Source organism: Cellulomonas soli, assembly GCF_013409305.1.
Taxonomy (GTDB): domain Bacteria; phylum Actinomycetota; class Actinomycetes; order Actinomycetales; family Cellulomonadaceae; genus Cellulomonas; species Cellulomonas soli.
On the sequence record NZ_JACBZJ010000001.1, the window covers coordinates 2660941 to 2686149 of the forward strand.

24 protein-coding genes and 1 tRNA gene are annotated in these 25209 nt (G+C 73.9%); 22 read left to right on the plus strand and 3 right to left on the minus strand.

Going from position 1 to position 25209, the window contains the following annotated elements; all coding sequences use genetic code 11:
• The first annotated feature begins 28 nt into the window (after positions 1-28).
• From BKA22_RS12320 to BKA22_RS12385, 14 genes are all read left to right on the plus strand, one after another.
• Positions 29-718, plus strand: a complete 690-nt coding sequence (locus tag BKA22_RS12320; protein ID WP_146953904.1) for a hypothetical protein — start codon at positions 29-31, stop codon at positions 716-718.
• 42 nt (positions 719-760) lie between these two features.
• A complete protein-coding gene (locus BKA22_RS12325; RefSeq protein WP_223203667.1) occupies positions 761-1528 on the plus strand; it encodes a nucleoside triphosphate pyrophosphohydrolase in 768 nt (255 codons plus the stop codon).
• 357 nt (positions 1529-1885) lie between these two features.
• Complete coding sequence (locus tag BKA22_RS12330) at positions 1886-3433, plus strand: Re/Si-specific NAD(P)(+) transhydrogenase subunit alpha (RefSeq protein ID WP_146953903.1); 1548 nt, start codon at positions 1886-1888, stop codon at positions 3431-3433.
• Between the two features lies 1 nt (position 3434).
• A complete protein-coding gene (gene pntB / locus BKA22_RS12335; protein WP_146953902.1) occupies positions 3435-4817 on the plus strand; it encodes a Re/Si-specific NAD(P)(+) transhydrogenase subunit beta in 1383 nt (460 codons plus the stop codon).
• A gap of 132 nt (positions 4818-4949) precedes the next feature.
• The gene (gene eno / locus BKA22_RS12340) at positions 4950-6233 is read left to right on the plus strand and encodes a phosphopyruvate hydratase (RefSeq protein WP_146953901.1); all 1284 of its coding nucleotides are present in this window, start codon (positions 4950-4952) and stop codon (positions 6231-6233) included.
• A gap of 481 nt (positions 6234-6714) precedes the next feature.
• Positions 6715-7203 (plus strand): FtsB family cell division protein, encoded by a 489-nt coding sequence (locus BKA22_RS12345; RefSeq protein WP_223203666.1) that lies wholly within the window; start codon positions 6715-6717, stop codon positions 7201-7203.
• 48 nt (positions 7204-7251) lie between these two features.
• Positions 7252-7755: a DUF501 domain-containing protein gene (locus BKA22_RS12350; RefSeq protein ID WP_146953900.1), complete on the plus strand. Its 504-nt coding sequence runs from the start codon at positions 7252-7254 to the stop codon at positions 7753-7755.
• Between the two features lie 102 nt (positions 7756-7857).
• Entirely contained in the window at positions 7858-8802 is a 945-nt protein-coding gene (locus tag BKA22_RS12355) for a Ppx/GppA phosphatase family protein (RefSeq protein ID WP_146953899.1), read from the plus strand.
• Positions 8803-9168: 366 nt separating this feature from the next.
• Entirely contained in the window at positions 9169-10212 is a 1044-nt protein-coding gene (locus BKA22_RS12360) for a substrate-binding domain-containing protein (protein ID WP_179561765.1), read from the plus strand.
• Positions 10212-11900 carry a sugar ABC transporter ATP-binding protein gene (locus tag BKA22_RS12365; RefSeq protein WP_146953897.1) on the plus strand — a complete coding sequence of 563 codons (1689 nt, stop codon included), beginning with the start codon at positions 10212-10214 and terminating at the stop codon, positions 11898-11900. Before BKA22_RS12360 ends, BKA22_RS12365 begins: the two co-directional genes overlap by 1 nt.
• Positions 11897-12964: an ABC transporter permease gene (locus BKA22_RS12370; RefSeq protein ID WP_146953896.1), complete on the plus strand. Its 1068-nt coding sequence runs from the start codon at positions 11897-11899 to the stop codon at positions 12962-12964. The genes BKA22_RS12365 and BKA22_RS12370 overlap by 4 nt, the downstream gene beginning before the upstream one ends.
• The gene (gene mtnK / locus BKA22_RS12375; RefSeq protein WP_146953895.1) at positions 12961-14226 is read left to right on the plus strand and encodes an S-methyl-5-thioribose kinase; all 1266 of its coding nucleotides are present in this window, start codon (positions 12961-12963) and stop codon (positions 14224-14226) included. Before BKA22_RS12370 ends, mtnK begins: the two co-directional genes overlap by 4 nt.
• Before the next feature lie 5 nt (positions 14227-14231).
• The gene (gene mtnA / locus BKA22_RS12380) at positions 14232-15308 is read left to right on the plus strand and encodes an S-methyl-5-thioribose-1-phosphate isomerase (RefSeq protein WP_223203665.1); all 1077 of its coding nucleotides are present in this window, start codon (positions 14232-14234) and stop codon (positions 15306-15308) included.
• A complete protein-coding gene (locus BKA22_RS12385; RefSeq protein ID WP_146953894.1) occupies positions 15305-16432 on the plus strand; it encodes a RuBisCO large subunit C-terminal-like domain-containing protein in 1128 nt (375 codons plus the stop codon). The genes mtnA and BKA22_RS12385 overlap by 4 nt, the downstream gene beginning before the upstream one ends.
• Positions 16433-16485: 53 nt before the next feature.
• Here the strand turns inward: BKA22_RS12385 and BKA22_RS12390 are convergent, their stop codons facing one another.
• Positions 16486-16941, minus strand: a complete 456-nt coding sequence (locus BKA22_RS12390; protein ID WP_146953893.1) for a cupin domain-containing protein — start codon at positions 16939-16941, stop codon at positions 16486-16488.
• 283 nt (positions 16942-17224) lie between these two features.
• On the opposite strand from BKA22_RS12390, the gene BKA22_RS12395 reads away from it, so the two are divergent.
• Both BKA22_RS12395 and BKA22_RS12400 read left to right on the plus strand, forming a co-directional pair.
• Positions 17225-17554 (plus strand): PadR family transcriptional regulator, encoded by a 330-nt coding sequence (locus BKA22_RS12395; protein WP_146953892.1) that lies wholly within the window; start codon positions 17225-17227, stop codon positions 17552-17554.
• Entirely contained in the window at positions 17551-18699 is a 1149-nt protein-coding gene (locus BKA22_RS12400; protein WP_146953891.1) for an HAAS signaling domain-containing protein, read from the plus strand. The genes BKA22_RS12395 and BKA22_RS12400 overlap by 4 nt, the downstream gene beginning before the upstream one ends.
• A gap of 42 nt (positions 18700-18741) precedes the next feature.
• Here the strand turns inward: BKA22_RS12400 and BKA22_RS12405 are convergent, their stop codons facing one another.
• On the minus strand, positions 18742-19341 hold the full coding sequence (locus tag BKA22_RS12405) for a DUF2231 domain-containing protein (protein ID WP_179561766.1): 600 nt from the start codon (positions 19339-19341) through the stop codon (positions 18742-18744).
• A gap of 103 nt (positions 19342-19444) precedes the next feature.
• Between BKA22_RS12405 and BKA22_RS12410 the strand changes: the two genes are divergently transcribed.
• The 6 genes from BKA22_RS12410 (at position 19445) to BKA22_RS12435 (ending at position 24663) form a co-directional block, all read left to right on the plus strand.
• On the plus strand, positions 19445-20122 hold the full coding sequence (locus tag BKA22_RS12410) for a response regulator transcription factor (protein WP_307725897.1): 678 nt from the start codon (positions 19445-19447) through the stop codon (positions 20120-20122).
• A complete protein-coding gene (locus BKA22_RS12415; RefSeq protein ID WP_146953889.1) occupies positions 20119-21087 on the plus strand; it encodes a sensor histidine kinase in 969 nt (322 codons plus the stop codon). The genes BKA22_RS12410 and BKA22_RS12415 overlap by 4 nt, the downstream gene beginning before the upstream one ends.
• Positions 21088-21221: 134 nt before the next feature.
• Positions 21222-22688: an NAD(P)/FAD-dependent oxidoreductase gene (locus tag BKA22_RS12420; protein WP_146953888.1), complete on the plus strand. Its 1467-nt coding sequence runs from the start codon at positions 21222-21224 to the stop codon at positions 22686-22688.
• Positions 22689-22827: 139 nt separating this feature from the next.
• Positions 22828-22901: transfer RNA gene (locus BKA22_RS12425), tRNA-Leu, on the plus strand.
• Position 22902: 1 nt separating this feature from the next.
• On the plus strand, positions 22903-23517 hold the full coding sequence (locus tag BKA22_RS12430) for a hypothetical protein (RefSeq protein ID WP_179561767.1): 615 nt from the start codon (positions 22903-22905) through the stop codon (positions 23515-23517).
• A 156-nt stretch (positions 23518-23673) separates the two neighbouring features.
• Positions 23674-24663 carry an aldo/keto reductase gene (locus BKA22_RS12435; RefSeq protein ID WP_146953887.1) on the plus strand — a complete coding sequence of 330 codons (990 nt, stop codon included), beginning with the start codon at positions 23674-23676 and terminating at the stop codon, positions 24661-24663.
• Between the two features lie 31 nt (positions 24664-24694).
• Here BKA22_RS12435 and BKA22_RS12440 read toward each other — a convergent pair whose 3' ends face one another.
• Positions 24695-25126 carry a PLD nuclease N-terminal domain-containing protein gene (locus BKA22_RS12440; RefSeq protein ID WP_146953886.1) on the minus strand — a complete coding sequence of 144 codons (432 nt, stop codon included), beginning with the start codon at positions 25124-25126 and terminating at the stop codon, positions 24695-24697.
• Positions 25127-25209 lie beyond the last annotated feature (83 nt).

Sequence of the window (25209 nt, forward strand, 5' to 3'; positions counted from 1 at the left end):
TCGACGGGCGACGACGCAGGAGGTCCTGGTGACGGTGGTCGGTGGCGACGTGGACGGCACGTCCGTGCAGGTGAGGTCGGGAGCCGGCGTGGCGCCCGCGCCGCGGCGTGCACGCCGGGTGCGTCGGGCAGGTGTGGTGCTCGCGCTGCTCGCGGGCGCCGGTGCGCTGAGCGCGTGCAGCGGGCAGCCCGGAACGGCCGCGATCGTCGAAGGCCGGACCATCACCCCGGGCGAGGTGCAGCAGGTCCTCGACGAGCTCGGCCCGTACCTGCAGAGCGCCTCGACGTCAGCCGTGCTGACGATCCTCGTGCAGGAGCCGGCGGTCTCCGCCGTGGCGGCCGAGCACGGTGTGGCCGTCTCCGACGAGGACGCAGCCGATGCGCTCACGCAGGTCGCCGCCGCGGACGGGCTCAAGGGGTCGGACTTCAGCGCGGCCTCGCTGACCGTGGCGAAGTTCTCCGTCGAGTACGGCAAGCTCACCGCGCTCGAGGACGCCGACGCGATCAACGCCGAGCTCGTCGAGCGGGTCGCCGCGCTGGACGTCGAGGTGAACCCGCGGTTCGGCACGCTCGGCGACGGCAACTTCGTCTCCGACCCGAGCGTGCGCCCCTGGATCTTCCAGTCCGGCGACGCGACCGGCAGCGACGCGACGGGGACCGATGGGTCGTCCGGCTCGACGCCGACCCCGAGCGCGACCGAGAGCCCCGTCGAGAAGTGATCCGCGCCCGGTGAGCTGCGCTGTCGTCCCCGGCCGTCGCACGTGAGCGACCCCTCCGGCTCCTCCGCTGCGCTGCCGGGCGACGCCGTCGGGGGTGACGCCCTGCGCGCGCTCGTGGCGGTCATGGACCGCCTGCGCTCCCCGGGCGGCTGCCCGTGGGACGCCGAGCAGACGCACGAGTCGCTCGTGCCCTACCTGCTCGAGGAGGCCCACGAGCTCGTCGAGGCCGTCGAGACGGGTGACCGCGCCGGGCTGCGCGAGGAGCTCGGCGACGTGCTGCTGCAGGTGGTCTTCCACGCCCGGGTCGCGCAGGAGGATCCTGTCGACCCCTTCGACGTGGACGACGTCGCGTCCGACCTGATCGACAAGCTCGTCCGGCGCCACCCGCACGTCTTCGGCCCGACCCCCGCCTCGGCGGTCGCCGACCTGCACGTGCAGTGGGACCGGATCAAGAAGGTCGAGAAGCGGCGCGCCTCCGCGCTCGACGGGGTCCCGGCCTCGCTGGGTGCGCTCGCGCGAGCGCAGAAGCTCGTCTCCCGTGCGGCGCGGGCCGGCCTGCCGGTCACCGTCCCGGTGGTGCCAGGGACGGCGGCGGTCGCCGAGCCGGCCAACGACGACGGCGACGGCGGTGACATCGGCGAAGGAGGCCCGGCGGTCGGCGAACGCCTGCTCGCGATGGTGATGGCTGCGCACGCGCAGGGCGTGGACGCCGAGGGCGAGCTGCGCCGCGCGACAGCCGCCTGGGAGGCGCACGCGCGCGAGGTCGAGTCCGCCGGGGTCGCCCCGCAGGGTCCGCAGCCGCGCGAGTGACGGCCGGAGCGACGGGCATGGTGACGGCCGCAGTGACGGCCGCAGCGGCAGCTCGCGGGCCGGACCGTTCGCCCCGCGACCCACGGGTGGGGCTAAGGTCCCGCTGCAGGCAGCGAGCGGCGACGCGCCGCACCGCAGCCCCGATGTGATCCGCCGCACGCTCGCCGTCCGCCAGGCCCTTGGTCCGGCATCCGACGGCTCGTGGGTGGACAGGATGTGCGCGGACGGAACCGGAACGGGCCGTCCCGCGATGTGGACGCACCCGCGGCCCCGACGGGGTGACGGGTGCGCACGGACGCACGGCTGTGCAGCACTGCACGACCGCACGGCGGAGCACGACACAGGCGAGGAGTGAGGATGAGGATCGGCGTCCCCCGGGAGTCACGTCCCGGCGAGCGGCTCGTCTCGGCGACACCCAAGACGGTCGCGCAGCTGCGCAAGCTCGGTTACGACGTGGTCGTGGAGCACGACGCGGGTGCCGCGGCGAACTTCTCCGACGCCGCCTACGTGGACGCCGGTGCGAGCATCGCCGACGCCGCGCAGGTCTGGGCGTCCGACGTCGTGACGACCGTGGCTGCACCGACCGACGAGCAGGTCGCGGCCCTCGCACCCGGCGCGACGACCATCGCGATGATCGGTCCGGCTGCGCACCCCGAGCTGGTGGACGCGCTCGCCGCCCGCGGTGTCACGGCGCTCGCGCTCGACGCCGTGCCGCGCATCTCGCGTGCGCAGGCGCTCGACGTGCTCTCGACGCTGTCGAACGTCGCCGGGTACCGCGCGGTCATCGAGGCCGCTGAGGAGTACGGCGGCATGTTCACCGGCCAGGTCACGGCCGCCGGCAAGACCGCGCCTGCGAACGTCTTCGTGATCGGCGCGGGCGTGGCCGGTCTGGCAGCGCTCGGTGCGGCCGCGAGCCTGGGTGCCCAGGTGCGCGCGTTCGACGTGCGCCCCGAGGTCGGCGAGCAGATCGAGTCGATGGGCGCGCAGTTCGTCCAGGCGGCAACCGCCCAGCAGGAGGTCAGCTCCGACGGCTACGCCCGCGAGCTGACGGCCGAGCAGGAGGCGCTGACCGCGGCGATGTACGCCGAGGAGACCGCCAAGGCCGACATCGTCATCACCACCGCGCTCGTGCGCGGGCACGCGCCCACGACGATCACCGCGGAGATGGTCGCGGGCATGCGCCCCGGCAGCGTGATCGTGGACCTGGCCGCGTCCGGCGGCGGCAACTGCGAGCTGACCGTCCCCGGTGAGCGCGTCGTGTCGCCCAACGGGGTCGTGATCCTCGGCTGGACGGACCTGACCAGCCGCATGCCGCAGCACACCTCGCAGCTGTTCGGCACCAACGTCGTGCACCTCATGGCGCTGCTCACGCCCGGCAAGGACGGGCAGCTCGTGCTCGACCTGGACGACGTCGTGCAGCGCGGGATGACCGTCGCGCACGCCGGCGAGGTGCTGTGGCCGCCGCCGCCCGTGCAGGTCTCCGCCGCCCCCGTCGTCGAGGCCGCCCCGGCACCCGTCGAGGTCGACCCGGCCGAGGTGGCACGCCAGGCGCAGCTGCGCGGCCGGCGCAACCTCGTGGTCGCGGGCCTGGCGACCGTGCTCCTCACGCTCGGGCTCACCTACGCCCCGTCCGCCTTCCTCGGGCACTTCACGGTGTTCGCGCTCGCGGTGATCGTCGGCTACTACGTCATCTCGAACGTGAGCCACTCGCTGCACACGCCGCTCATGGCCCAGACGAACGCGATCTCCGGGATCATCCTGGTCGGCGCCCTGCTGCAGATCGGGTCGGACTCCGCCCTGGTCAGCACGCTGGCGTTCGTCGCGGCGACCGTGGCCAGCATCAACATCTTCGGTGGGTTCCTGGTCGCGTACCGCATGATCGGGATGTTCAGGAAGGACGCCTGACGTGCTGACCTCGCTCGCCCAGGCCGTGTACCTCGTCGCGGCCGTCCTGTTCGTCCTGTCGCTGGCAGGTCTGTCCAAGCAGACCTCCGCCCGGCGCGGGAACCTGCTCGGCATGGTCGGCATGGGCCTGGCCCTGCTGGCCACCGTGGTGCTCGCCGCCGACCAGGCGGAGCGTTCCGTCCTGGTGACCCTGCTCCTCATCGCCCTGGTGTTCCTCATCGGCGCGAGCGTGGGCACCTGGCAGGCCCGCAAGGTCGAGATGACGCAGATGCCCGAGATGATCGCGATGCTGCACAGCTTCGTCGGTCTGGCCGCGGTGCTCGTCGGGTTCAACTCCTACCTGACCGAGGGCACCGACGCGGTGCACCTGGTCGAGGTGTTCCTCGGCGTGCTCATCGGTGCGGTGACGTTCACCGGGTCGATCGTGGCCTACCTGAAGCTCTCGGCGCGGATCAAGAGCTCGCCGCTGATGCTCCCCGGGCGCAACCTGCTGAACCTGGCCGCGCTCGTCCTGTCGGTCGGTCTGCTGGCCTGGTTCCTGGCCGCACCCTCGATCGTGCCGCTGCTGCTCATGACCGTGATCGCTCTCGCGCTCGGCTGGCACCTGGTCGCCTCGATCGGCGGCGGCGACATGCCGGTCGTCGTCTCGATGCTGAACTCGTACTCCGGCTGGGCGGCCGCCGCGGCGGGCTTCATGCTCGGCAACGACCTGCTCATCGTCACCGGCGCCCTCGTCGGCTCCTCCGGTGCGATCCTCTCGTACATCATGTGCAAGGCCATGAACCGCTCGTTCGTCTCGGTGATCCTGGGTGGGTTCGGCGCCGAGGGCGGCACGGTCGTCGCCTCCGACAAGGACTACGGCGAGCACCGCGAGGTGTCGGCGGCGGACGTCGCGGACATGCTCAAGGGCGCCCGCTCGGTCATCGTGACCCCCGGCTACGGCATGGCGGTCGCCAAGGCCCAGTACCCCGTGGCGGACCTGGTGTCCCGGCTGCGCTCGTCCGGCGTCGAGGTCCGTTTCGGCGTGCACCCCGTCGCGGGCCGTCTGCCCGGCCACATGAACGTGCTGCTCGCCGAGGCGCGCGTGCCGTACGACGTCGTGCTCGAGATGGACGAGATCAACGAGGACTTCGCGGACACCGACGTCGTGCTGGTGATCGGCGCGAACGACACCGTGAACCCGGCCGCGCTGGACGACCCGGGCTCCCCGATCGCCGGTATGCCGGTGCTCGAGGTGTGGCACGCGCAGCAGGTGATCGTGTTCAAGCGGTCGATGGCCACCGGGTACGCCGGTGTGCAGAACCCGCTGTTCTTCCGCGAGAACACCGCGATGCTCTTCGGTGACGCCAAGGAGCAGGTCGAGCACATCATCCAGGCCCTCTGACCAGCGGGAAGGTGCGCCCGCACCTCCCCTGCACGGGGGTCGGGCCGTCGCGCGGTCGAAGGTCCTGTCTCCAGTTCGCGCAGTTCCCTCTAGGCTGAGGTCGCAAACCCAACCGCTCGTCGAAGGAGCACCATGGCCAGCATCGAGGCCGTCGGCGCCCGCGAGATCCTTGACTCGCGAGGCAACCCCACTGTCGAGGTCGAGGTCGCCCTCGACGACGGCACCATCGCTCGTGCAGGCGTCCCCTCGGGTGCCTCGACCGGCGCGTTCGAGGCCGTCGAGCGCCGTGACGGCGACAAGAGCCGTTACCTGGGCAAGGGCGTCGAGGACGCCGTCAACGCCGTGATCGACGAGATCGCCCCCGAGCTCATCGGCTTCGAGGCCTCGGAGCAGCGTCTGGTCGACGCCGCGCTCATCGAGCTCGACGGCACGCCCAACAAGGGCAAGCTCGGCGCCAACGCGATCCTGGGCGTCTCGCTCGCGGTCGCCAAGGCTGCGGCCGACTCGGCCGACCTGCCGCTGTTCCGCTACGTCGGTGGCCCGAACGCCCACGTGCTGCCGGTCCCGATGATGAACATCCTCAACGGTGGGTCGCACGCCGACTCCAACGTCGACATCCAGGAGTTCATGGTCGCCCCCATCGGCGCCACGACCTTCCGTGAGGCCCTGCGCACCGGCGCCGAGGTCTACCACTCCCTCAAGTCCGTGCTGAAGAGCAAGGGCCTGTCGACCGGTCTGGGCGACGAGGGTGGCTTCGCGCCGAACCTCGAGTCCAACCGTGCCGCGCTGGACCTGATCCTCATCGCGATCGAGAAGGCCGGCTTCACCCCGGGCGTCGACGTGGGCCTCGCGCTCGACGTCGCCGCGACCGAGTTCTTCAAGGACGGCGCGTACCAGTTCGAGGGCAAGGCCACCTCGCCCGCCGACATGATCGCGTTCTACGAGCAGCTCGTGGCGGACTACCCGCTGGTCTCCATCGAGGACCCGCTGTCCGAGGACGAGTGGGGCACCTGGTCCGAGCTGGTCTCCAAGGTCGGCGACAAGGTGCAGATCGTCGGCGACGACCTGTTCGTCACCAACCCGACGCGTCTGGCCAAGGGCATCGAGCTCAAGGCCGCCAACTCGCTGCTGGTCAAGCTGAACCAGATCGGCACGCTGACCGAGACGCTCGACGCCGTGACGCTCGCGCAGCGCAACGGCTTCACCACGATGACCTCGCACCGCTCCGGCGAGACCGAGGACACCACGATCGCCGACCTGTCCGTCGCGACGAACGCCGGCCAGATCAAGACCGGTGCGCCGGCCCGTGGCGAGCGCATCAACAAGTACAACCAGCTGCTGCGCATCGAGGAGGAGCTGGACGACGCCGCCGTGTACGCCGGTCGTTCCGCATTCCCGCGGTTCCGCCAGGGCTGAGCCCGTCGCGAGCCGCCTCGCCCTCGGCGGGCGGCTCGCACCGGAGGCCGGTGACCCACAGGGGTCGCCGGCCTCTGCCGTGCCCGGGGCAGGGTGCGTCATCACGAACCCCTCACATCCTCCGGCGCGCCCACGCCGGAGGATGTGCGCGTCCGACCTGGTCGGCGGGGGCAGAATCGGTGCCATGTCTGCTCCGCGACGCCCGGCTGCCCCGCGCACGCCTGCGTCCGGAGAAGCACCCGGAGAACCTGCGACGCGCCCCGCCGCGCCCCGGCCCTCGGCACCACGGGCCGCGGCACCCCGACCGGCCGCTCCGCGACCGGCTGCTCCTCGACCGGCTGCCTCGCGGACCGCGGCACCCACCCGCGCCGGGTCGCCGCAGCGGACCGCGACCCCGCGCCCGACCTCCTCCCGGCCGTCCTCGAGCCGCCCGGCCGCACGTCCCGCCCCGACACCCGCGCGGGGCACGCCGCGGGCCCAGGTGGTCCAGACGCGGCTGCCGCGGCTGTTCAGCATCCGCGTGGCCGTCATGGCGGTCGTGCTCGGCCTGGCGTTCGTGCTCGTCTACCCGACGTTGAGCTCGTACCTGCAGCAGCAGGCCGAGCTCAAGGCGCTGCGCAGCGAGGTCGCGGCCGCCCAGGACCGCAACGACGACCTCGAGTCCGACCTCGGGCGGTGGGACGACCCGGCCTACGTGACCGCGCAGGCCCGTGAACGGCTCGCCTTCGTGATGCCGGGGGAGACCGCGTTCCGGGTGATCGACCCCGAGACCGTGCCCGACACCGGCGCGACGGCCGGGGCCACGACGACCACCGAGGACGACGAGGGCCTCACGCTGCCCTGGTACGCCACGGTGTGGGACTCGGTGCAGGCGGCCGGGGCCGCCGGTGAGGACGATGGCACGACGGCCGGCGACGCGGGGGACAATGGGGGCTCTCCCGCGCCGGACGCGGGCACGACCAGCCCCTGAGGCCCCGGAGCGGCGCGCAGCCCCGGGCCGTGACCGATCGGACCGCACGTGACCCGCACGCCCCTGGACGCCGTGACCGACCGTGACCGCGAGGTGCTCGCTGAGCAGCTCGGTCGGCCTGCCCGCGGCGTCGTCGGCGTCGCCGCCCGGTGCGTGTGCGGTCGCCCGCTCGTGGTCCGCACGGCCCCGCGACTCGACGACGGCACGCCCTTCCCGACGACGTACTACCTGACGTGCCCCCCGGCGGTCGCGGCGGTCTCGACGCTCGAGGCGACCGGGCTGATGAAGGAGCTGACCGCCCGGCTCGGCGAGGACGAGGAGCTCGCGGCGGCGTACGAGCGGGCGCACCGGGCCTACCTGGCCGATCGCGAGGAGCTCGGGCACGTCGAGGAGATCGCCGGGATCTCCGCCGGTGGCATGCCCACCCGGGTGAAGTGCCTGCACGTGCTGGTCGGGCACGCGCTGGCCGCCGGACCGGGCGTCAACCCGATCGGCGACGAGGTCCTGGGCCTGCTGCACGAGGAGTGGCGCCCCGACCGCTGCACCTGCTGACCTCGTCGGCCGCCCCGACGCCGGCGCGGGCAGCGCTCGCACGGCCACACCCGGGCCGGACGTCGCGGGGGGCACCGTGCGGCGGATGGGAGGATGTCCGCCGTGACGCGTGTGGCTGCCATCGACTGCGGGACCAACTCCATCCGACTCCTCGTCGCCGACGTCGTGGACGGGGTGCTGACGGACCTGGACCGCCGCATGGAGGTCGTCCGTCTCGGGCAGGGCGTGGACCGGACGGGGCGACTGGCTCCCGAGGCGCTCGCCCGCACGCTCGAGGCGACGACGCGGTACGCACGGATCTGCGACGAGCTGGGCGTCGAGGCCGTGCGGTTCGTGGCCACCTCGGCGACGCGCGACGCGGAGAACCGCGCGGAGTTCGTCGACGGGGTGCGCGCGGCGATCGGTGTCGAGCCCGAGGTCGTCTCGGGCACCGAGGAGGCTGCCCTGTCGTTCCGCGGTGCGGTCGGCGGGCTGTCGGCGCACCCGGGCCCGTACCTGGTGGTCGACCTGGGGGGCGGGTCGACCGAGCTCGTGCTCGGCACGAGCGTCCCGGACGCCGCGTGGTCGATGGACGTGGGGTGCGTGCGGATGACCGAGCGGCACCTGCGCACGGACCCGCCGACCTCCGACCAGGTGGCGGCTGCCCGCTCCGACGTCGAGGCAGCGCTCGCCGAGGCGGCGGCGCACGTGCCGTGGGCGCAGGCGCGCACGCTCGTCGGGCTCGCCGGCACGGTGACGACGGTGACGGCGCACGCGCTGGGTCTGCCGGCGTACGACCCCGCCCGCATCGACGGCACCACGCTCGAGGTGGACCAGGTGCTGGCCACGTGCGAGGACCTGCTGGCCATGCCCCGTGAGGCACGCGCGGCGCTCGGCTTCATGCACCCCGGCCGCGTCGACGTCATCGGTGCCGGCTCGTTGGTGTGGCACGGCGTGGTCAGCCGCGTGAGCGCGGACGTCCGGGCCGCGGGCGGTGCCCTGAGCGGCGTCGTGACGTCGGAGCACGACATCCTCGACGGGATCGCCTGGAGCGTCGTCGAGCGCTAAGGGGCACTGAGGGGCACTGAGGGGCACTGAGGGGCACTGAGGAGCGCCGGCCCTCCCGCCGAGGTGTCCGCCAACCGGACACATGTCCGGATGATGGAACGCTGCTTCCCGCCTGTCGGATGGACGGGCATGCTTCGGGACATGACCTGCCCCGTCGCCCCGAGCTGTGCGCGCCTGTGTTGCGCCAGCCGTCGCGGCGTCGGCCGGTCGTGCGCGTGAGTCGCTGAACCTTCCCGGTTCCGCACCACGCCAGACCCCCCACCGAATCCGCGGCGCATCCCGGCGCGCCCCGGACCGGTGCGGACGCAGGTCCGTCCGGGGGTGGTGCGCCGACGCAGACCGCCACCCCCCGACAGGAGCACGATCGTGACCAGGCGCAGCCACCTCCCAGCCCTCCTCGCCACCGGCGTCGCCGGCCTCCTCGCGCTGACCGCCTGCTCGAGCGGCGCGGCCGCGGACGGCGCGTCCACCGCATCCTCGGCAGCCGACGGCGACTCCGTCTCGATCTCGCTGGTGCGCCAGCTCGGCTCGGGCGACTACTTCGAGCAGTGGCTCGCCGGGGCCCAGGCCCAGGCCGACGAGCTCGGGGTCGACCTGCAGGTCTCGAACGCCGACGGCGACGACAACCAGCAGTCGCTCGACCTGGAGTCGGCGGTCAACCAGGCGCCCGACGCGATCATCGTCGACCACGGGTTCGCCGACACGATCGGCGACGGCGTCACCGCAGCGCTCGACGCCGGCATCCCCGTCGTGGCGTTCGACGCCGAGGTCGAGGACGAGCGTGCCGTGACCGTCTCGCAGTCGGACCACGAGCTGGCCCAGGCCTCCCTCGACCAGCTCCTCGAGGACACCGGCGGCACCGCGCAGGTCCTGTACGCGTACGTCGCCGGCTACGCCCCGCTGGACCGGCGCAACGAGACCTGGGAGGACGTCAAGGCCGCCAACCCCGGCCTCGAGCAGGTCGCCCAGATCGGCGTGGTCAGCGACTCCACCGCCTCGGCCGTCGCCGACCAGGCGAAGGCGGCGCTGCAGGCCAACCCCGGCGTGACGGCGATCTTCGCGCCGTACGACGAGTTCGCCAAGGGGGCCACGCTCGCCGTCCAGGAGCTCGGGCTCGAGGGCACCGTGAAGATCTACGGCGCCGACATCTCCACCGCCGACATCGAGGTGCTCACGGCCGAGAACAGCCCGTGGGTGGCCACCGCGGCGACCGACCCGGCGAACGTCGGTGCGGTCACCGTCCGTGCGGCCTACCTCGCGGCGACCGGCGGTGACGTGCCGGCCTCGATCGAGGTCACGCCGACGCTCATCCTCGCCGACGAGCTGCGCGACGCCGGTGTGACCACGATCGCCGACCTGGCCGCGGTCTTCCCGGGCCTGACCACGGACGACCTGGTTCCGGTTCCCTGATGACCGACCGCACCACCGCACCGGGAGCACGGGCCGCGACGCCCGTGCTCTCGGTGCGTCGTCTCGTCAAGCACTACGGCGCCACGGCCGCGCTGGCCGGCGTCGACCTCGAGGTGCACGCGGGCGAGGTGGTCGGGCTCATCGGGGCCAACGGTGCGGGCAAGTCCACGCTCATCAAGGTGCTGGCCGGTGCCGAGCAGCCCACGTCCGGCGCGCTCCTCGTCGACGGCGTGCCCGTGCGGCTGCACGGCCCGATCGACGCGGTCGCCCAGGGTGTCGCGACCGTCCACCAGGACGTCGACGCGGCCCTCGTGCCGACCCTCACGGTCGCCGAGAACCTCGTGCTCGCCGACCTGGCCCGGCCCGGTGGCGGCGTGCGCGCGTCGCGGCGGGCGATCCGGGCCCGTGCGGCGCGGCTCGTGCCGGACGGCTTCCCCATCGACCTCGACGCGCGTGTCGAGGACCTGAGCACCTCGGCGAAGCAGCAGGTCCTCCTCGCCCGCGCGCTCGCCGCGGCCCCCCGGGTGCTCGTCCTCGACGAGCCGACGGCCGCCCTGTCCGTGCTCGAGCAGCAGCGTCTGCTCGCCGACGTGCGACGTCTGGCGGCGGCCGGCACGGCGGTGGTCTTCATCTCGCACCACCTGGCGGAGGTGACCGAGGTGAGCGACCGGGTCGTCGCGCTGCGCGAGGGCGAGGTCGTCGGCACGTTCACCGCCCCCTTCGACGGGGCGGAGCTGGTGCGGGCGATCCTCGGCGACCTGGCGAGCGCCGCTCGGACCTCTCGCGCCGCAGCCTCCGACGGCGTGCCCTTCGCGGGCGAGGGGGCCGCCGGCGGCCGGACTCCGGTGCTCTCCGCGCGCGGCGTGCGCGCGTGGCCCGGTGCGCGACCGGTCGACCTGGTCGTGCACCGCGGCGAGGTGCTCGGACTGACCGGACTGCTGGGAGCGGGCAAGACCGAGCTGCTCGAGCAGCTCGTCGGCGCCCGCCCCCTGCTCGCCGGAGACCTCGAGGTGGAGGGCCGGACGTACCGGCCGCGGCACCCCGCCGACGCGGTCGCTGCCGGCCTCGGCTTCGTCCCGGAGGACCGGGTGCGTGCGGCCGAGATCCCCGACTGGGACGTGACGCGCACCGTCACCCTGCCCGACCTGCGGCGGGTACGCCGCCGCGGGCTGCTCGACTCCCTGGCCGAGCGCGCGCAGGCCCGCGCGGTCATCGACGCGCTCGCCGTGGTGTGCTCCGGACCCCGTGCGCTGATGAGCTCGCTGTCGGGCGGCAACCGGCAGAAGGTCGTCGTCGGCCGCTGGATCGCCGCCGGCGCGCGGCTGCTGGTGCTCGACGAGCCGTTCCGCGGCGTCGACCTGGGTGCCCGGGCGGACATCGCCGCGCTGCTGCGCAGCGGTGAGGTCCAGGCGGCGATCGTCGCGTCCTCCGACCCCGAGGAGGTCCTCGAGGTCGCCGACCGGGTGCTCGTGCTCGCCGGTGGCACGGTGGTCGGCGAGGTCCGCCCGGGCGAGGTCGACGCCGACGGTCTGGCCGCCCTCCTCGCCGGGGCGACCGGCGACCGTCGCCCTGCCGACCGTCTCTCTGCCACCGGTTCCCCCGACGACCGCTCGTCCGACGAGACCGGTCCGACCCCGCACGACGTCGCGGCACCCCCGAGCCGCGAGCCCGAAGGAGCTTCCCGATGAGCACCGGAACCCTCTCCCCGGTCGAGGCCCTCGCGCCCCCGGCCGCCGCACCCGAACCGAGGCGTGCCCGTGCGCTCGGCGTGGCACGCGACCTCGTCTACCGGTACGGGCTGCTCGTGCTGCTGGCCGTCCTCGTGGTGTGGTTCTCCACCGCCACGCCCGAGTTCGCCACCGTGCGGAACGTGCTGATCATCCTGCAGTCGGTGGCCATCACGGCCGTCGTCGCGCTCGGGGTCACCGTCTCGCTGGTGGCCGGCGGGTTCGACCTGTCGGCCGGCGCGACCGTGAGCCTGACCGTCATGGTCTCCGCGGCGGCGCAGGTCTACTTCGGGCTGCCGGCCTGGGTGGCCGTGCTGGCCGGGCTGTCCTGCGGCGTCCTCGTCGGGCTGGTGAACGCCGCGCTCGTGGTGCTCGGGCGGGTGCCCGACCTGGTGGCCACGCTCGGCACGATGTTCGTCGTCCAGGGGCTCGCGCTCGTGCTCACCTCCGGGCAGTCGGTGTCCGCGGGGGCGACGTTCCGCGGCGAGCCGACGACCGGGCGGATCAGCGAGTCGTTCCTGTGGCTCGGTCGCGGCGACGTGCTCGGCATCCCGGCCCCGGTCGTGATCGTCACGGTCGTCTCGGTGGGCGTCGCGGTGCTGCTCACCCGCACCCGTGCGGGCCGTCTGCTCGAGGCCGTCGGCGGCAACCCCGAGGCGTCCCGGCTCGCCGGCGTCCGGGTGGGCCGCTACCGCGCGCTGGCCTACGTGGTCTCCGGGTTCCTCGCCTCGGTCGGCGGCGTGCTGCTCACCGCCCGGCTCGGCCGCGGCGACGTCGGTGCCGGCTCGCCCTACCTGCTCGAGACGGTGGCCGCCGCGCTCATCGGGTACGCGGTGCTGGGCGCCAACCGCCCGCACGCGCTCGGCACGATCGTCGGGGCGCTGTTCGTCGGGGTCGTCATCAACGGCCTGACCATGCAGAACGCTCCCTACTACGCGCAGGACCTCATCAAGGGCGCCCTGCTCGTGGGCGCCGTGCTGCTCTCGTTCTCGTCCCTGTTCCGCCGCACGGGAGGCTCCCGATGAGCGCCGAGGTGCTCGACGTCACCACCGTCCCCGCCTACCTGGCCACCCGTCCCGGGGTGAGCGACCTGATCGACCTGTCGACCGCGACGGTGCAGGAGGTGGGCGACGGGAACCTCAACCTGGTCTTCGTGGTGCGCGACGCGCAGGGGCGCTCGCTCGTCGTCAAGCAGTCGTTGCCGTACGTGCGGATGGTCGGCGAGTCGTGGCCGCTGAGCCAGGACCGCATCCTGGCCGAGGGGCGTGGGTACGTCGCGGCGCAGTCGCTCAGCCCCGAGCTGACGCCTGCGTTCCACGGCCTGGACGCCGAGCGGCGCGTGCTCGTGCTCGAGGACCTTTCCTCCTGGACCGTCTGGCGCCGGTCCCTGAACGACGGCGTGATCGACCCGGGGGCGGGCGCTGCGGTCGGCACGTACGCCGCGCGCATCGCGTTCGGCACCTCGGTGCTCGGCCGGCGCGCCGAGGACGTGCAGGAGGCCGCCGCCGGTGCGGCCAACCCGGAGCTGTGCCGGATCACCGAGGACCTGGTCTTCACCGAGCCGTTCATCGACCACGAGCAGAACGCGTGGGACGACGAGCTGACCGCCGACGTGCTCGCGCTGCGCGACCCCGCCCTGCTCGACGAGGTCGCGGCGCTCAAGTTCCGGTTCCTCACGGCGGGCCAGGCGCTCATCCACGGCGACCTGCACAGCGGGTCCGTGTTCGTGCCGGGTGCGCCGCAGCGCGCGCAGGGCGCACCGGCGGCCAAGGTCTTCGACATCGAGTTCGCCTTCTACGGCCCGGTCGGGTTCGACCTGGGGACGAGCCTGGCGAACCACCTGTTCGCGCACGTGCGCGCCGAGGTGCTCGATCGGCCCGCGGACTTCCGCACCTGGGTCGCGGGGCTGCCCGCCGAGACGTGGGACGCGTTCGTCGCCGAGATCGGCCGGCTGTGGCCGCAGCGGGCGGACGCCTCCTGGACGGACGGCTTCCGGGACGCGTGGATCGACGCCGTGTGGCAGGACGCGGTCGGCTTCGCCGGCCTCGAGGCGATCCGTCGGGTCGTGGGGCTGGCCAAGGTCTCCGACCTGCAGACGTTGGGCACCGACGAGCGCGTGCGAGCCGCCCGGGCGGTGCTGCGTACCGCGCGGGGCTGGATCACCGACCGGACGAGGATCACCGGGCCGGGCGAGCTGCTGCCGTCCGGTCTCGTCGGGTCCGTCGACGCCGAGCACGGCCCGGACGCGGACGCGCTGCGCACGCAGGCCGTGGGCGCGCGAGCATGACGCTCGTGACCGACGCCCCGAGGGACATCCGCACGGTCCGGGCGGCCGCCGCCGGGGGCCTGCACGCCGTCGCCGCACCCGGCCTGCCTCCGTCGGTGGAGTGGACCGGGGACGCCGTGCGGGTCATCGACCAGCGGCGCCTGCCCGGTGAGCTCGTGCTGCGCGACCTGCGCACGGTCGAGGACGTGGTCGACGCGATCGCGACGCTCGCCGTGCGCGGCGCCAACGTCATCGGCACCACCGGGGCGTTCGGTGTGGTCCTCGGGCTGCGTGCCGGGCGCCCGCTCGACGAGGTGGCGGCCCTCGTGGCCCGCACGCGGCCGACCGCCGTGAACCTGCAGGTCGCCGTCGACGTGGTCGCCGCGGCAGCCCGGGCGGGTCGCGACCCGCTCGCGGCGGCCCTCGGTCTGCTGGAGGCCGACCGGGAGCAGTGCCGACGCATCGGCGAGGCCGGCCGGGTCGAGCTCGCCGGCCGCACGCGGCTGCTCACGCACTGCAACACCGGACGCCTGGCCACCACCGGCATCGGTACCGCCCTGGGCATCGTGCACGCCAAGGCCCAGGCCGGCGAGGACGTGCACGTGCTGGCCACCGAGACCCGGCCGCTGCGCCAGGGCGCCCGCCTGACCGCGTGGGAGCTGCAGCGCTCGGGCGTCGACGTGCAGGTGCTGCCGGACGGTGCCGCCGCGGCCGCGCTGCTGGGCGGGCTGGTCGACGCGGTGGTCGTCGGGGCCGACCGGATCGCCGCGAACGGGGACACCGCCAACAAGGTCGGCACGCTCGGGCTCGCGCTGGCCGCCCGGCACGCGGGCGTGCCGTTCTACGTCGCGGCCACCCTCAACGCTGTCGACCTCGGTCTGCGGGACGGCGGAGCGATCCCGATCGAGACGCGGGCCGCGTCCGAGGTGCTCGACCGTCCCGGCGACCTGGACGTGCCCGTCTGGAACCCGGCGTTCGACGTGACGCCGGGTGCGCTGGTGACCGGCATCGTCACCGAGGCGGGCGTGCTGCGCCCGCCGTTCACCACGAGTCTGGCCGCCGCCGTGCTGGCCGGCGGACCGACCCCTGAGGAGCTGGTGTGAGCGCGGCGACGAGCGACCCGGGCGGCGCCGTCATCCGGGCGACGTACGAGATCCACGGTCCCGTCCTCGACGCGGCCCGGCGGGCGCACGCGCTCGCGGTCGAGCAGAGCCACGAGTTCCCGACCGAGCTCGCGCCGGAGCACACGCTCGTCTCGTTGGCGCACGTGGTCGACCTGGTCGAGGTGCACCCGACGCTGGCGCGTGCGCAGGTCGAGTTCCCGGCGGACCTGGCCGGCGACGACCTGTCGCAGCTGCTCGTGCTGCTGTTCGGCAACGTGTCGTTGCAGCCGGGCGTGCGGCTCGTGGACCTCGAGCTGCCGCCCGCGCTGCAGCACGTCGGCCCGGGTCCGCGGGTGGGTGTCGACGGGCTGCGCACGCTGCTCGACGCTCCGTCACGCCCCTTGCTGGCCACGGCGCTCAAGCCCGTCGGCCTGTCCTCGGCGGAGCTGGCGCAACGGGCCGAGGCGTTCGCACTCGGTGGCATCGACCTCGTCAAGGACGACCAGGGTCTGGCCTCGCAGCGCTGGTCGCCGTTCGAGGAGCGGGTGGCGGCCGTGGCGGCCGCGGTGACGCGGGCGAACGCGCGTACCGGTGGCCGCACGCTCTACTTGCCGACCCTGTCCGGGCCGGCCGAGACGCTCGGACGACGCGTGCGGTTCGCGCTCGACGCGGGCGTCGGCGGGTTCCTCGTGCTGCCCGGGGTGGGCGGGCTCGACGAGGTCCGTCACGTGGCGTCGCTGGTCCCGGCGGGGACGCCGCTCATGGCCCACCCGGCGCTGCTCGGCTCGTTCGTGGCGGACCCGACGCACGGCATCGCCCCCGAGCTGCTGTTCGGTCCGCTGCTGCGCCTGGCGGGGGCGGACGTCGTGGTGTTCCCGTCGTTCGGCGGGCGGTTCTCGTTCACGCGCGAGCAGTGCGAGGCGATCGCCGGCGGGCTGCGACGCCCCTTCGGCGACGTGCCGGGCGCGCTGCCCGCGCCCGGTGGCGGCATGGGGATCGACCGGGTGCCCGAGCTGCTCGAGACGTACGGGCAGGACGTCGTCCTGCTGATCGGCGGCGAGCTGCACCGCGGGGGAGACCTGCGTCGGTCGGCGCAGGAGTTCCGCGCGGCGGTCGGCGGCTGACCTGACGCGGCCGGTGACCGTCCGTTCCCGGCGGTTCGGCCCCGGACGCGACCTCAGACGCGGATGAACTCCGCGACCGCCGGGTCGGCGCGCAGCTGCGCGAGCTGGTCGGCGTCGGGTCGCACCGGGCGGTCGCGCTCGGTCGTGACCAGGCACAGGAAGCCCAGCGGCTCGTCGTCGGCCGCGCGGAACTGGTGCCACGTCCACGCGGGGACCTGCACGACGTCGTGCGGTGCGAGGTCGACGACCTCGGTGCCGACCAGTGCGCGCCCGCGTCCTCGGATCGGCACGACCACGTGCGTGTGCCCGTGGTGCTCGAGCGTCGAGTGCCCGCCGGGGCCGACCTCGAAGTAGCGCAGCTCGACGCCCTGCCCTGCCTCGGCGCCCGCGAGGACCCGCCGGGTCACGTCCCGGAACGTGCTGTCCGACTCCTTGTAGACGAGCTCGTCGACCCCGTCCCAGCGGAACGGCTCGCTCTGCGCGAGGTGGGCGCGCGGGGTGTCGGTCATGGTGCGTCTCCTCGGCCGTGCCGGCGGTGGTCCGTGCCGCGAACCTAGCCGGACCGCCCGGGCGACGGCGGGGCGGTCCGGCACGTGATCGGTCGTCACGTCGGTCCCTCGCCGTGGCCGAGCAGGCGGCGACACGCCGGTCGTCGACCGGTGTTTCGTTCTGGACGCTACTGCGGATCGTGCAGTACCGTCCATGGTGCGGGAGCCGGAGGGGGCTCCCGCACCAGACCTGGCCGCACGCGGCGAGCGGGAGCATCGCAGCGCACGGCACACCGGAGGACGAATGGACACCACACAGCTGCTCAAGGGCGTGCTCGACGTCGCCGTGCTCGCCGTCGTCGAGGAGGAGGACGGCTACGGCTACGACGTCGTGCGCCGCCTGCGCACCGCGGGCATCGAGGCCATCGGCGACGCGTCTGTCTACGGCACGCTGCGCCGGCTCTACTCCGCCGGGGCGCTGACCTCGTACGTCGTCCCGAGCGACGAGGGGCCGCACCGCAAGTACTACGGGATCAACGCCCACGGCCGGACGCTGCTGAAGGAGCAGCGCGCCGAGTGGCACGAGTTCGCAGACGTCATGGCACGTCTGCTCCAGGGGGGGACGGACCGATGAGCACGCTTCACACCACCGCGAGCCGCGAGCGCGCCGTCGACGCCGCACCGGCCGACGTGCACGCGTACGCGCACGCCGTGCGTCGGCATCTGGGCGGGCTCAGCACGGACCAGGTCGACGACCTCACCGACGGGCTCGAGGCCGACCTTGCGGACGCGCTCGCGGACCGGCCTGGCGGCGGGGACGACCTGCTCGCGCTCTTCGGGCCGCCGAAGGAGTACGCCACCGAGCTGCGGACCGCGGCAGGGTTCGGCGAGGCGCCGGCCACGCGGCGACGCCGGTCGGAGGCGGTGCGTGCCCGTCTCGTCGCGCTGCGCGAGCGAGTGCTGCGACCCCTGCGGGCGCAACTGTGGTGGCCCGGTGCGGCAGGGCTCGCCGCCGAGCTCGCCCCGGCGTGGTGGGTGCTGCGCGGGTACGTGCTGTACCGCGCGGTGGCAGGTGTGCTGGAGTCGCACACGACGCTGCTGCCGTACGCACTGGCCGGCTGGCTCCTTCTCGTGGCCGCTCTCGCGGCGAGCGTCCAGTGGGGCCGGGGGAGGTGGGCGGGCAGGCGGGGGCTGCGGGTGCTCGCCGCGACTGCTCAGGCGGTCGCGGTCGTCGCCCTGATCCCCGTCGGCTACTACCTGTCGCAGTCGATCGACGGCGACGGGGGCATGTACGCGGTCTACGAGTCGCCCGACGAGGGCGTGTACGTCGACGGCGTTCCCGCCAAGAACCTGTTCGTCTACGACGCCGACGGCCTGCCCGTGCCCGGCGCCCTCGTGTACGACCAGGACGGCAAGCCCGTGTCGGTGGGCGAGGGGGTCTACCAGTTCCAGGGCGACCAGCAGTGGGCGCTCGTGCCGGCCGAGGACCTCGACGGCACCGTGCGGGCGAACGTCTACCCGCGGGCCGGGGTGCTCAACGGCTGGTTCGAGGGCGACGAGGTCACCGGCGGCACCGCGGTCGACCTCCCGTTCCCGTTCGAGCAGGTGCCCCCCGTGCGGACGGTGTCACCCGCGGACTCCCCGACCCCGTCCCCGAGCCCGTCTCCCTCGGTGGTCCCCACCGCAGGCGCGACCGCGGGCGCGGCGGCTGTAGGCGACACCGCCACGGACACGCCGACGGGCTCCTCGACCGGGGGTGCCGAGGAGCCCGTCGGGTGATCGGTCGCTGCTCCGGCCGGGGGGTGCCGGAGCAGCGACCGCTCAGCCGCCGTCCGTGTCGCCGTCGCCCTGGCCGGCGCTGCCGGCGCCGGCCGTCCCGGAGGACGTCGAGCCGACCTGGTCCTGCCAGGCGGCCCGGGCGCCGGAGTCGCCGGCCCGGTAGACGGCGAGCGTCGCGCCGGTGGCGATGACGAGGGTGACGACACCGACCACGGCACGCGCCCACGGTGCACCGGCCCAGGCCGAGCGTGCGGTGGGGGTCGCGGCGACCGTGCCGTCCGCTCCCGTCGTACCGGCGGACGCGAGCCGCTCGGCACGGGCCCGGTCGGCCAGGCGGCCGATGAACCAGACGGCGCAGGTCACGAGGAACAGGCCCACGGCCCAGACGAGCACCGCGTCGCCGTACTGCGTGTGCTGCTCGACGAGCGGGCTCTCGGGCACGTGCTCCTCGAGCCACTCGCCGGCCTCGGTGGCCAGCGGCACGCCGCCGAGCGCGGCCAGGCCGACGAGCGGGGTGAGGAACCCCAGCTTGCGGCGCGCGGCAGGCCAGGCGGCGGCGATCACCGCCATGAGTGCGGCGAGCGGCACGAGGACGACGACGGCGTGGACCAGCAGGACGTGTGCGGGCAGGCCGTTGACCATGACCACCTCCGGGTGAGGGCTCCGCTCGGTGGCGGGGCGACGTGTCGAGCCTGGTCAGGGCTTCTGGGAACGTTCTGGGAACCCCGGGTGCACGATGAGGGACGTGGAAGCCATCGTGGGTGCCCCCAGGGCGTCGTTGCTGCTCGTCGAGGACGACAGGGAGCTGGGCCCGTTGCTCGTCGAGGTGCTCGGCGAGCACTACGACGTCACCCTTGCCCGGGACGGCCAGGCCGGTCTGCACCGGGCGCTCACCGACACCCCTGACGTGCTGGTCGTCGACCGGGGGCTGCCGGGCATCGAGGGGCTGGACCTCGTGGAGCGGCTGCGCCGCGCGGGCCTGCGCTCGCCCGTCCTGGTGCTCACGGCGCGCGGGACGGTGCAGGACCGCGTCGAGGGTCTCGACGCCGGCGCGGAGGACTACCTGGTCAAGCCCTTCGACGTCGCCGAGCTGCTCGCCCGGCTGCGTGCGCTGCTGCGCCGGCACGGCGACACCAGCGAGCGGCTGGCCGTCGGGGACAGGTCGTTCGACGTGCGCAGCCGACGCGTCACCGGCGGCCCGGACGGCCCGGTCGACCTGACGGCGCGCGAGGCCGCGCTCCTGGAGACGCTGGCCCGACGCCCTCGGCGGGTGTTCACCCGGGAGGAGCTGCTCGAGCTGGTCTTCGACGGCGAGAACGTGCCGAACTCGGTCGACACCTACGTGCACTACCTGCGGGTCAAGCTCGGCCGCGGGGTCGTGCGGACGGTGCACGGTCTGGGCTACCGGATGGGGGAGTCGTGACGGGCGCGGACCGTGTCGTCGTGCGGCGGGCGGAGCGACGGATCGCGGTGGCGGTGGCGGGCGCGGTGCTGCTGGTCGTGGCGGTCGTGGGGGTGCTCGCCTGGCTCGCCGGGCGGGAGGAGGGGCGTGAGGGCGCGGTCCCCCCGGGCGGTGAGGTCCCGGTGGAGCAGGCCTCGGACGACACCGCGGCGCTCGCGCTCGCCGGGGTGGTGCTCGTCGGCACGGTGAGCGCCGCGGCCGTCGGCATCCTCGCCGCGCGGCGGGCGGTCCGCCCGGTTCAGGAGGCGCTGGCGACGCAACGCCGGTTCGTCGCCGACGCCTCGCACGAGCTGCGCACGCCGTTGACCGTGGTGCACACCCGGGCGCAGCTGCTGCTCGTGCGCACCCCGACGGACGACCCGCGCCGGCCGGTCACGGCCCAGCTCGTCGAGGACACCCGGGTGCTCGGCGAGGTCGTGACCGATCTGCTCGTCTCGGCGCAGATGGACGGTCAGGACGGGGCCGTGACGCGCGAGGTGGTCGACGTGCTGCCGATGCTGCACGCGGTCGCCGACTCGTTCGAGGCGATCGCGGACCGGGTGCGGATCGAGGTGTCGGGCGAGCCGGTGAGCGTGCCGGCTGCGCCGACCGCGTTGCGGCGAGCCGTGTCATGCCTGGTCGACAACGCTCTCGCGCACAGCCCGGCCGAGGGTCGCGTCCTGGTCGCGGTCGCGCACGACGCGGCGCACGGTCTGGTCCGGATCACCGTGGGTGACGAGGGGGAGGGGTTCCCGGCGTCGCCCGACGACCGGCGTCGGCTCACCGAGCGGTTCGAGCGCGGCGCTCGGTCCGACTCCGCACGGCCGCGCTTCGGTCTGGGGCTCGCGCTGGTCCGTGAGGTCGCCGAGCGGCACCGTGGGCGGCTCGTGCTGGGCGACCGGGACGGCGGGGGCGCGCTCGCGACGATCGAGCTGCCGGACCGCTGACCGCTCGCACGGGGAACCTGCGCCGACGGCACCGGGGCTGATCCGCCGGCACGGGTCGAAGGTCCTAGGGACTGTGCGCAGCGTCACCGCGTCCGGGTGAGGCAGGCCTCACCCCACGGAGCTACCGTTGAGCCATGCCTCAGCCTGCCTCGACCGTCGACGCTGCCCTCACGGAGCCTGCCGGCGCCACGACGGCCAAGCCGCGCAAGGTGCCCCGCGTCGTCGTCCTCGGCGGCGGCACCGTCGGCCTCTACACCGCCCGCCGGCTGCGCAAGCGTCTGGGTGGTCGTGAGGCGGCGATCGTCGTCGTGGACCCACGCCCGTACATGACCTACGCGCCGTTCCTGCCGGAGACTGCCGCCGGGTCGATCGACGCCCGCAACGTCGTCGCCCCGCACCGCCGCGCGCTCAAGGGCGCCGACGTGCTGCAGGGCAAGGTCACGCACATCGAGCACGCGAAGCGCCGCGTCGAGATCACGCCCGAGGCCGGCGACCCGTACTGGATCAGCTACGACCACCTCGTCGTCGGCCTGGGCTCGGTCGCCCGCACGCTGCCCATCCCGGGCCTGGCGGAGCAGGGCATCGGCTTCAAGAACGTCGAGGAAGCCATCGCGCTGCGCAACCACGTGCTCAACCGCATCGACGTCGCCTCGAGCACCTGGGACCCGGAGCTGCGCCGCAAGCTGCTCACTTTCGTGTTCGTCGGCGGCGGGTTCGCCGGTGTCGAGGCGCTCGCCGAAGTCGAGGACATGGCCCGGTACGCGGTGCGCCACTACAAGCAGATCGAGCCCGAGGAGCTGCGCTTCGTGCTCGTCGAGGGCTCCCGGCGCATCCTGCCCGAGGTCAACGAGGAGCTCGGCGGCTACACGCTCGAGCAGCTGCGCAAGCGCAACATCGAGATCCACCTCTCGACGTTCCTCAGCTCGTGCGTCGACGGCCACGTGGTGCTCTCCACGGGCATCGAGTTCGACGCGGACACCCTGGTGTGGACGGCCGGCGTGCGGGCCAACCCGGTCCTCGCCGACTCCGACCTGCCGCTCGACAAGCTCGGCCGCGTCACGTGCAACGAGTACCTGCAGGTCGTCGACGCCGAGGGCCACGTGGTCCCCGACGCCTACGCCGCGGGTGACTGCGCGGCCGTCCCGGACCTGTACAACCCCGGTCAGTTCTGCCCGCCGAACGCCCAGCACGCCCTTCGCGAGGGCAACCACCTGGGCGACAACCTCGCCCGTGCGCTGCGCTCCGCCGAGCTCGAGCCGTACAAGCACAAGAACATCGGCGCGGTCGCCTCGCTCGGCATGTACAAGGGCGTCGCGCAGATGTTCGGCAAGATCAAGGTCCGCGGGTTCCTCGCCTGGGTGCTGCACCGCTCGTACCACGTGGCCGCCATGCCGACCTTCAACCGCAAGCTGCGGATCGCGGCGGGGTGGACCGGCTCGCTCCTGCTGCGCCGCGAGGTCGTCGCGCTGGGCTCGTTGCACGACCCGCGCGCGGAGTTCCGTGCCGCGTCCGTGCCTGCTGCTCGGCCAGTCGCGCCGCCCGCCGTGTCGCCGGCTGTGCCGCCTGCCGTGCCGGCGCCCGAGAAGCCTGCCGCCTCCTGACCCGCGGCCGACCACCGGTCGGCGGATGACCCGCCGACGACACCCCGACACCCCCGAGGCTCAAGAGCCCGGGGGCGTCGTCGTCCGGGCGCGCGTCACTGGCAGGATGGGTGAGCCCTGCGCCACGGTGCCGGGCATGGCCCCCGTAGCCCAGCTGGCAGAGGCAACCGGCTTAAACCCGGTCGAGGGCGGGTTCGAGTCCCGCCGGGGGCACGTGCGCATCCCTTCCCCTGCTCGCGACCTGACCATCATCGGCCTCGGCCTGCTCGCAGCGCTCCTCGCGGTGCTCGGGGTGCTGCCTCCACGCACGCTCCTGTTCTCGGTCACGTTCGTCGTCGCGGCCTCGATCTCGTTCGGCTTGGCACGCTACGCGCGCCGCGTCGTCGCCGAGCGCACCCGGTGGCTGCGGACGAACCGTCCCGACGCCGTCCGGGTGTTCCGCCTGCGCGAACGGGCCGAGGGGCGCGGGGAGAGCTTCGTGAACGGGCACCTGCTCCTGAACCCCGGCGGTGTCGAGCTGGTCGACCCGGACGACGGTCGGTCCTTCGCGATGACCTGGGACGAGATCGGGCTGGTCATCGCCGAACCGGCGGTCCGTGGCGCCGAGGTGCTCGAGGCGATCGTGGTGTCCGGGCCGGACGACGACGTCCAGATCGCGCTCCTGACGCCGGACCTGGACGCGGGCGCGAGCATCCTGGCCGCGTGGCCCGGCGCGGTACCTCTGCCTGCCGACGCCAGCCCCGAGACCAGCCCCGAGGCCAGCCCCGAAGCCGCCACCGAAGCCGGCTCCGACGCCGGTGCCGAGGCGGTCCCGCCGCGCGGGCAGTGAGCGGCGAGCACCACCCGTGCCGGCGAGAGTTGCTGTGAGGGGTGGTGCGCCGAGCGGGGGAACGCCAGGGCCTCCCACGCGCGCAGCACCGGGCCTACCGTCGAAGGACAGCTCGGACGGCGCGGTGCCGGCCGGCCATCGCCAGGAGGTGTCGCCATGCATCGTCGGACGCTCGGTCAGGGCCTGGAGGTCTCGGCGGTCGGCCTCGGCGCCATGGGGATGTCGATGAGCTACGGCCCGAACCCCGGGTCGCGCGAGGACATGATCGCCGTGCTGCGCGGTGCCGTGGACCTGGGGGTCACGTTCGTCGACACCGCGGAGGTGTACGGCCCGTACGTCAACGAGGAGCTCGTCGGCGAAGCCCTGGAGCCTGTGCGCGACCAGGTGGTGATCGCGACGAAGTTCGGGTGGGACATCCAGCCTGACGGCTCCTGGCCGGGTACCGACTCGCGCCCCGAGCGGATCCGCCGGGTCGCCGAGGAGTCGCTCCGTCGGCTGCGGACCGACGTCATCGACCTCTTCTACCAGCATCGGGTCGACCCGGACGTGCCCATCGAGGACGTCGCAGGCACGGTCGGCGAGCTGGTCGCCGAGGGCAAGGTGCGGCACTTCGGGCTGTCGGAGGCCGGTGCTGCGACGATCCGCCGTGCGCACGCCGTGCACCCGGTCACGGCCGTGCAGTCGGAGTACTCGCTGTGGACCCGCGACCCGGAGCCGCAGGTGCTGCCCACGTGCGCCGAGCTGGGCATCGGGTTCGTGCCGTTCAGCCCGCTCGGCAAGGGATTCCTGACAGGCACGGTCGACTCGACGACGACGTTCGCGGAGGGCGACATCCGGCTGCGGGTGCCGCGGTTCACCGCCGAGAACCGGGACGCGAACGCCGCGATCGTCGACCACGTGCGCCTGCTCGCCGCCCGCAAGGGCGTGACGCCCGGCCAGGTGGCCCTGGCCTGGCTGCTGGCCCAGCACCCGTGGGTCGTCCCGATCCCGGGGACCCGTCGCCTGAGCCGCGTCCAGGAGAACGCCGAGGCCACCACGGTCGCGCTGTCGGCCGACGAGCGTGACGGCCTCGACCGCCTGGCCGCCGCGATCGGCGTGGCCGGGGACCGCTACGACGCGACGGGCCTGTCCATGGTGGGTCTCTGACCTCGGAGCTCGGACCTGTGCCCGGGGCGCGTCAGCCGCGTGTCTCGGGCGCTGCGCCGGTCTCGCCGGTGCCGTCGGTCTCGGGCGAGGCCAGGCGCTGCTCGCGCTCGCGCAGCTGGGCCTCCCAGTCGCGCAGCATCTTCTCGTGCTGGTCGTCCGAGCGGCGCACGGACGCCAGGAACTCCGGGTCGTCGTCGGGTGCGAAGCGTCGCGGACGCTCGTACTCGGGGAAGCCGGCGGTCGCGGTCGACGGCCACGGCACGTCGCGGCCGGTGCGCCGGGCACCCTCCGGGCGACCGGCGACCAGCCAGGCGATGCCGCCGACGAGCGGCAGGATGACGATGAGGATGACCCACACCGTCTTCGGCAGGTTCCGGACGCGGTACTCGTCGGTCTGGATGCAGTCGATCAGGCAGTACACGAGCAGCGCGATCTCGACCAGGAACGGCAGTGCGCGGATCATCGGACCTCCCCCCGGGCCCGCGGAGGCGGGCGTGGCCGAGCCTGAGGCTAGCCGAGGGGGCGGGCCCGCGAGGGCGTTCGGGC

Excerpts from the sequence above, each read along its gene's own strand:
- BKA22_RS12395 (WP_146953892.1), top strand. The coding sequence starts at position 17,225 with ATGGACACCACACAGCTGCTCAAGGGCGTGCTCGACGTCGCCGTGCTC.
- BKA22_RS12330 (WP_146953903.1), top strand. The coding sequence starts at position 1,886 with ATGAGGATCGGCGTCCCCCGGGAGTCACGTCCCGGCGAGCGGCTCGTC.
- BKA22_RS12435 (WP_146953887.1), top strand. The coding sequence starts at position 23,674 with ATGCATCGTCGGACGCTCGGTCAGGGCCTGGAGGTCTCGGCGGTCGGC.
- BKA22_RS12440 (WP_146953886.1), bottom strand. The coding sequence starts at position 25,126 with ATGATCCGCGCACTGCCGTTCCTGGTCGAGATCGCGCTGCTCGTGTAC.
- BKA22_RS12420 (WP_146953888.1), top strand. The coding sequence starts at position 21,222 with ATGCCTCAGCCTGCCTCGACCGTCGACGCTGCCCTCACGGAGCCTGCC.
- mtnK (WP_146953895.1), top strand. The coding sequence starts at position 12,961 with ATGAGCGCCGAGGTGCTCGACGTCACCACCGTCCCCGCCTACCTGGCC.
- BKA22_RS12365 (WP_146953897.1), top strand. The coding sequence starts at position 10,212 with ATGACCGACCGCACCACCGCACCGGGAGCACGGGCCGCGACGCCCGTG.
- eno (WP_146953901.1), top strand. The coding sequence starts at position 4,950 with ATGGCCAGCATCGAGGCCGTCGGCGCCCGCGAGATCCTTGACTCGCGA.
- BKA22_RS12390 (WP_146953893.1), bottom strand. The coding sequence starts at position 16,941 with ATGACCGACACCCCGCGCGCCCACCTCGCGCAGAGCGAGCCGTTCCGC.
- BKA22_RS12400 (WP_146953891.1), top strand. The coding sequence starts at position 17,551 with ATGAGCACGCTTCACACCACCGCGAGCCGCGAGCGCGCCGTCGACGCC.
- BKA22_RS12370 (WP_146953896.1), top strand. The coding sequence starts at position 11,897 with ATGAGCACCGGAACCCTCTCCCCGGTCGAGGCCCTCGCGCCCCCGGCC.
- BKA22_RS12405 (WP_179561766.1), bottom strand. The coding sequence starts at position 19,341 with ATGGTCAACGGCCTGCCCGCACACGTCCTGCTGGTCCACGCCGTCGTC.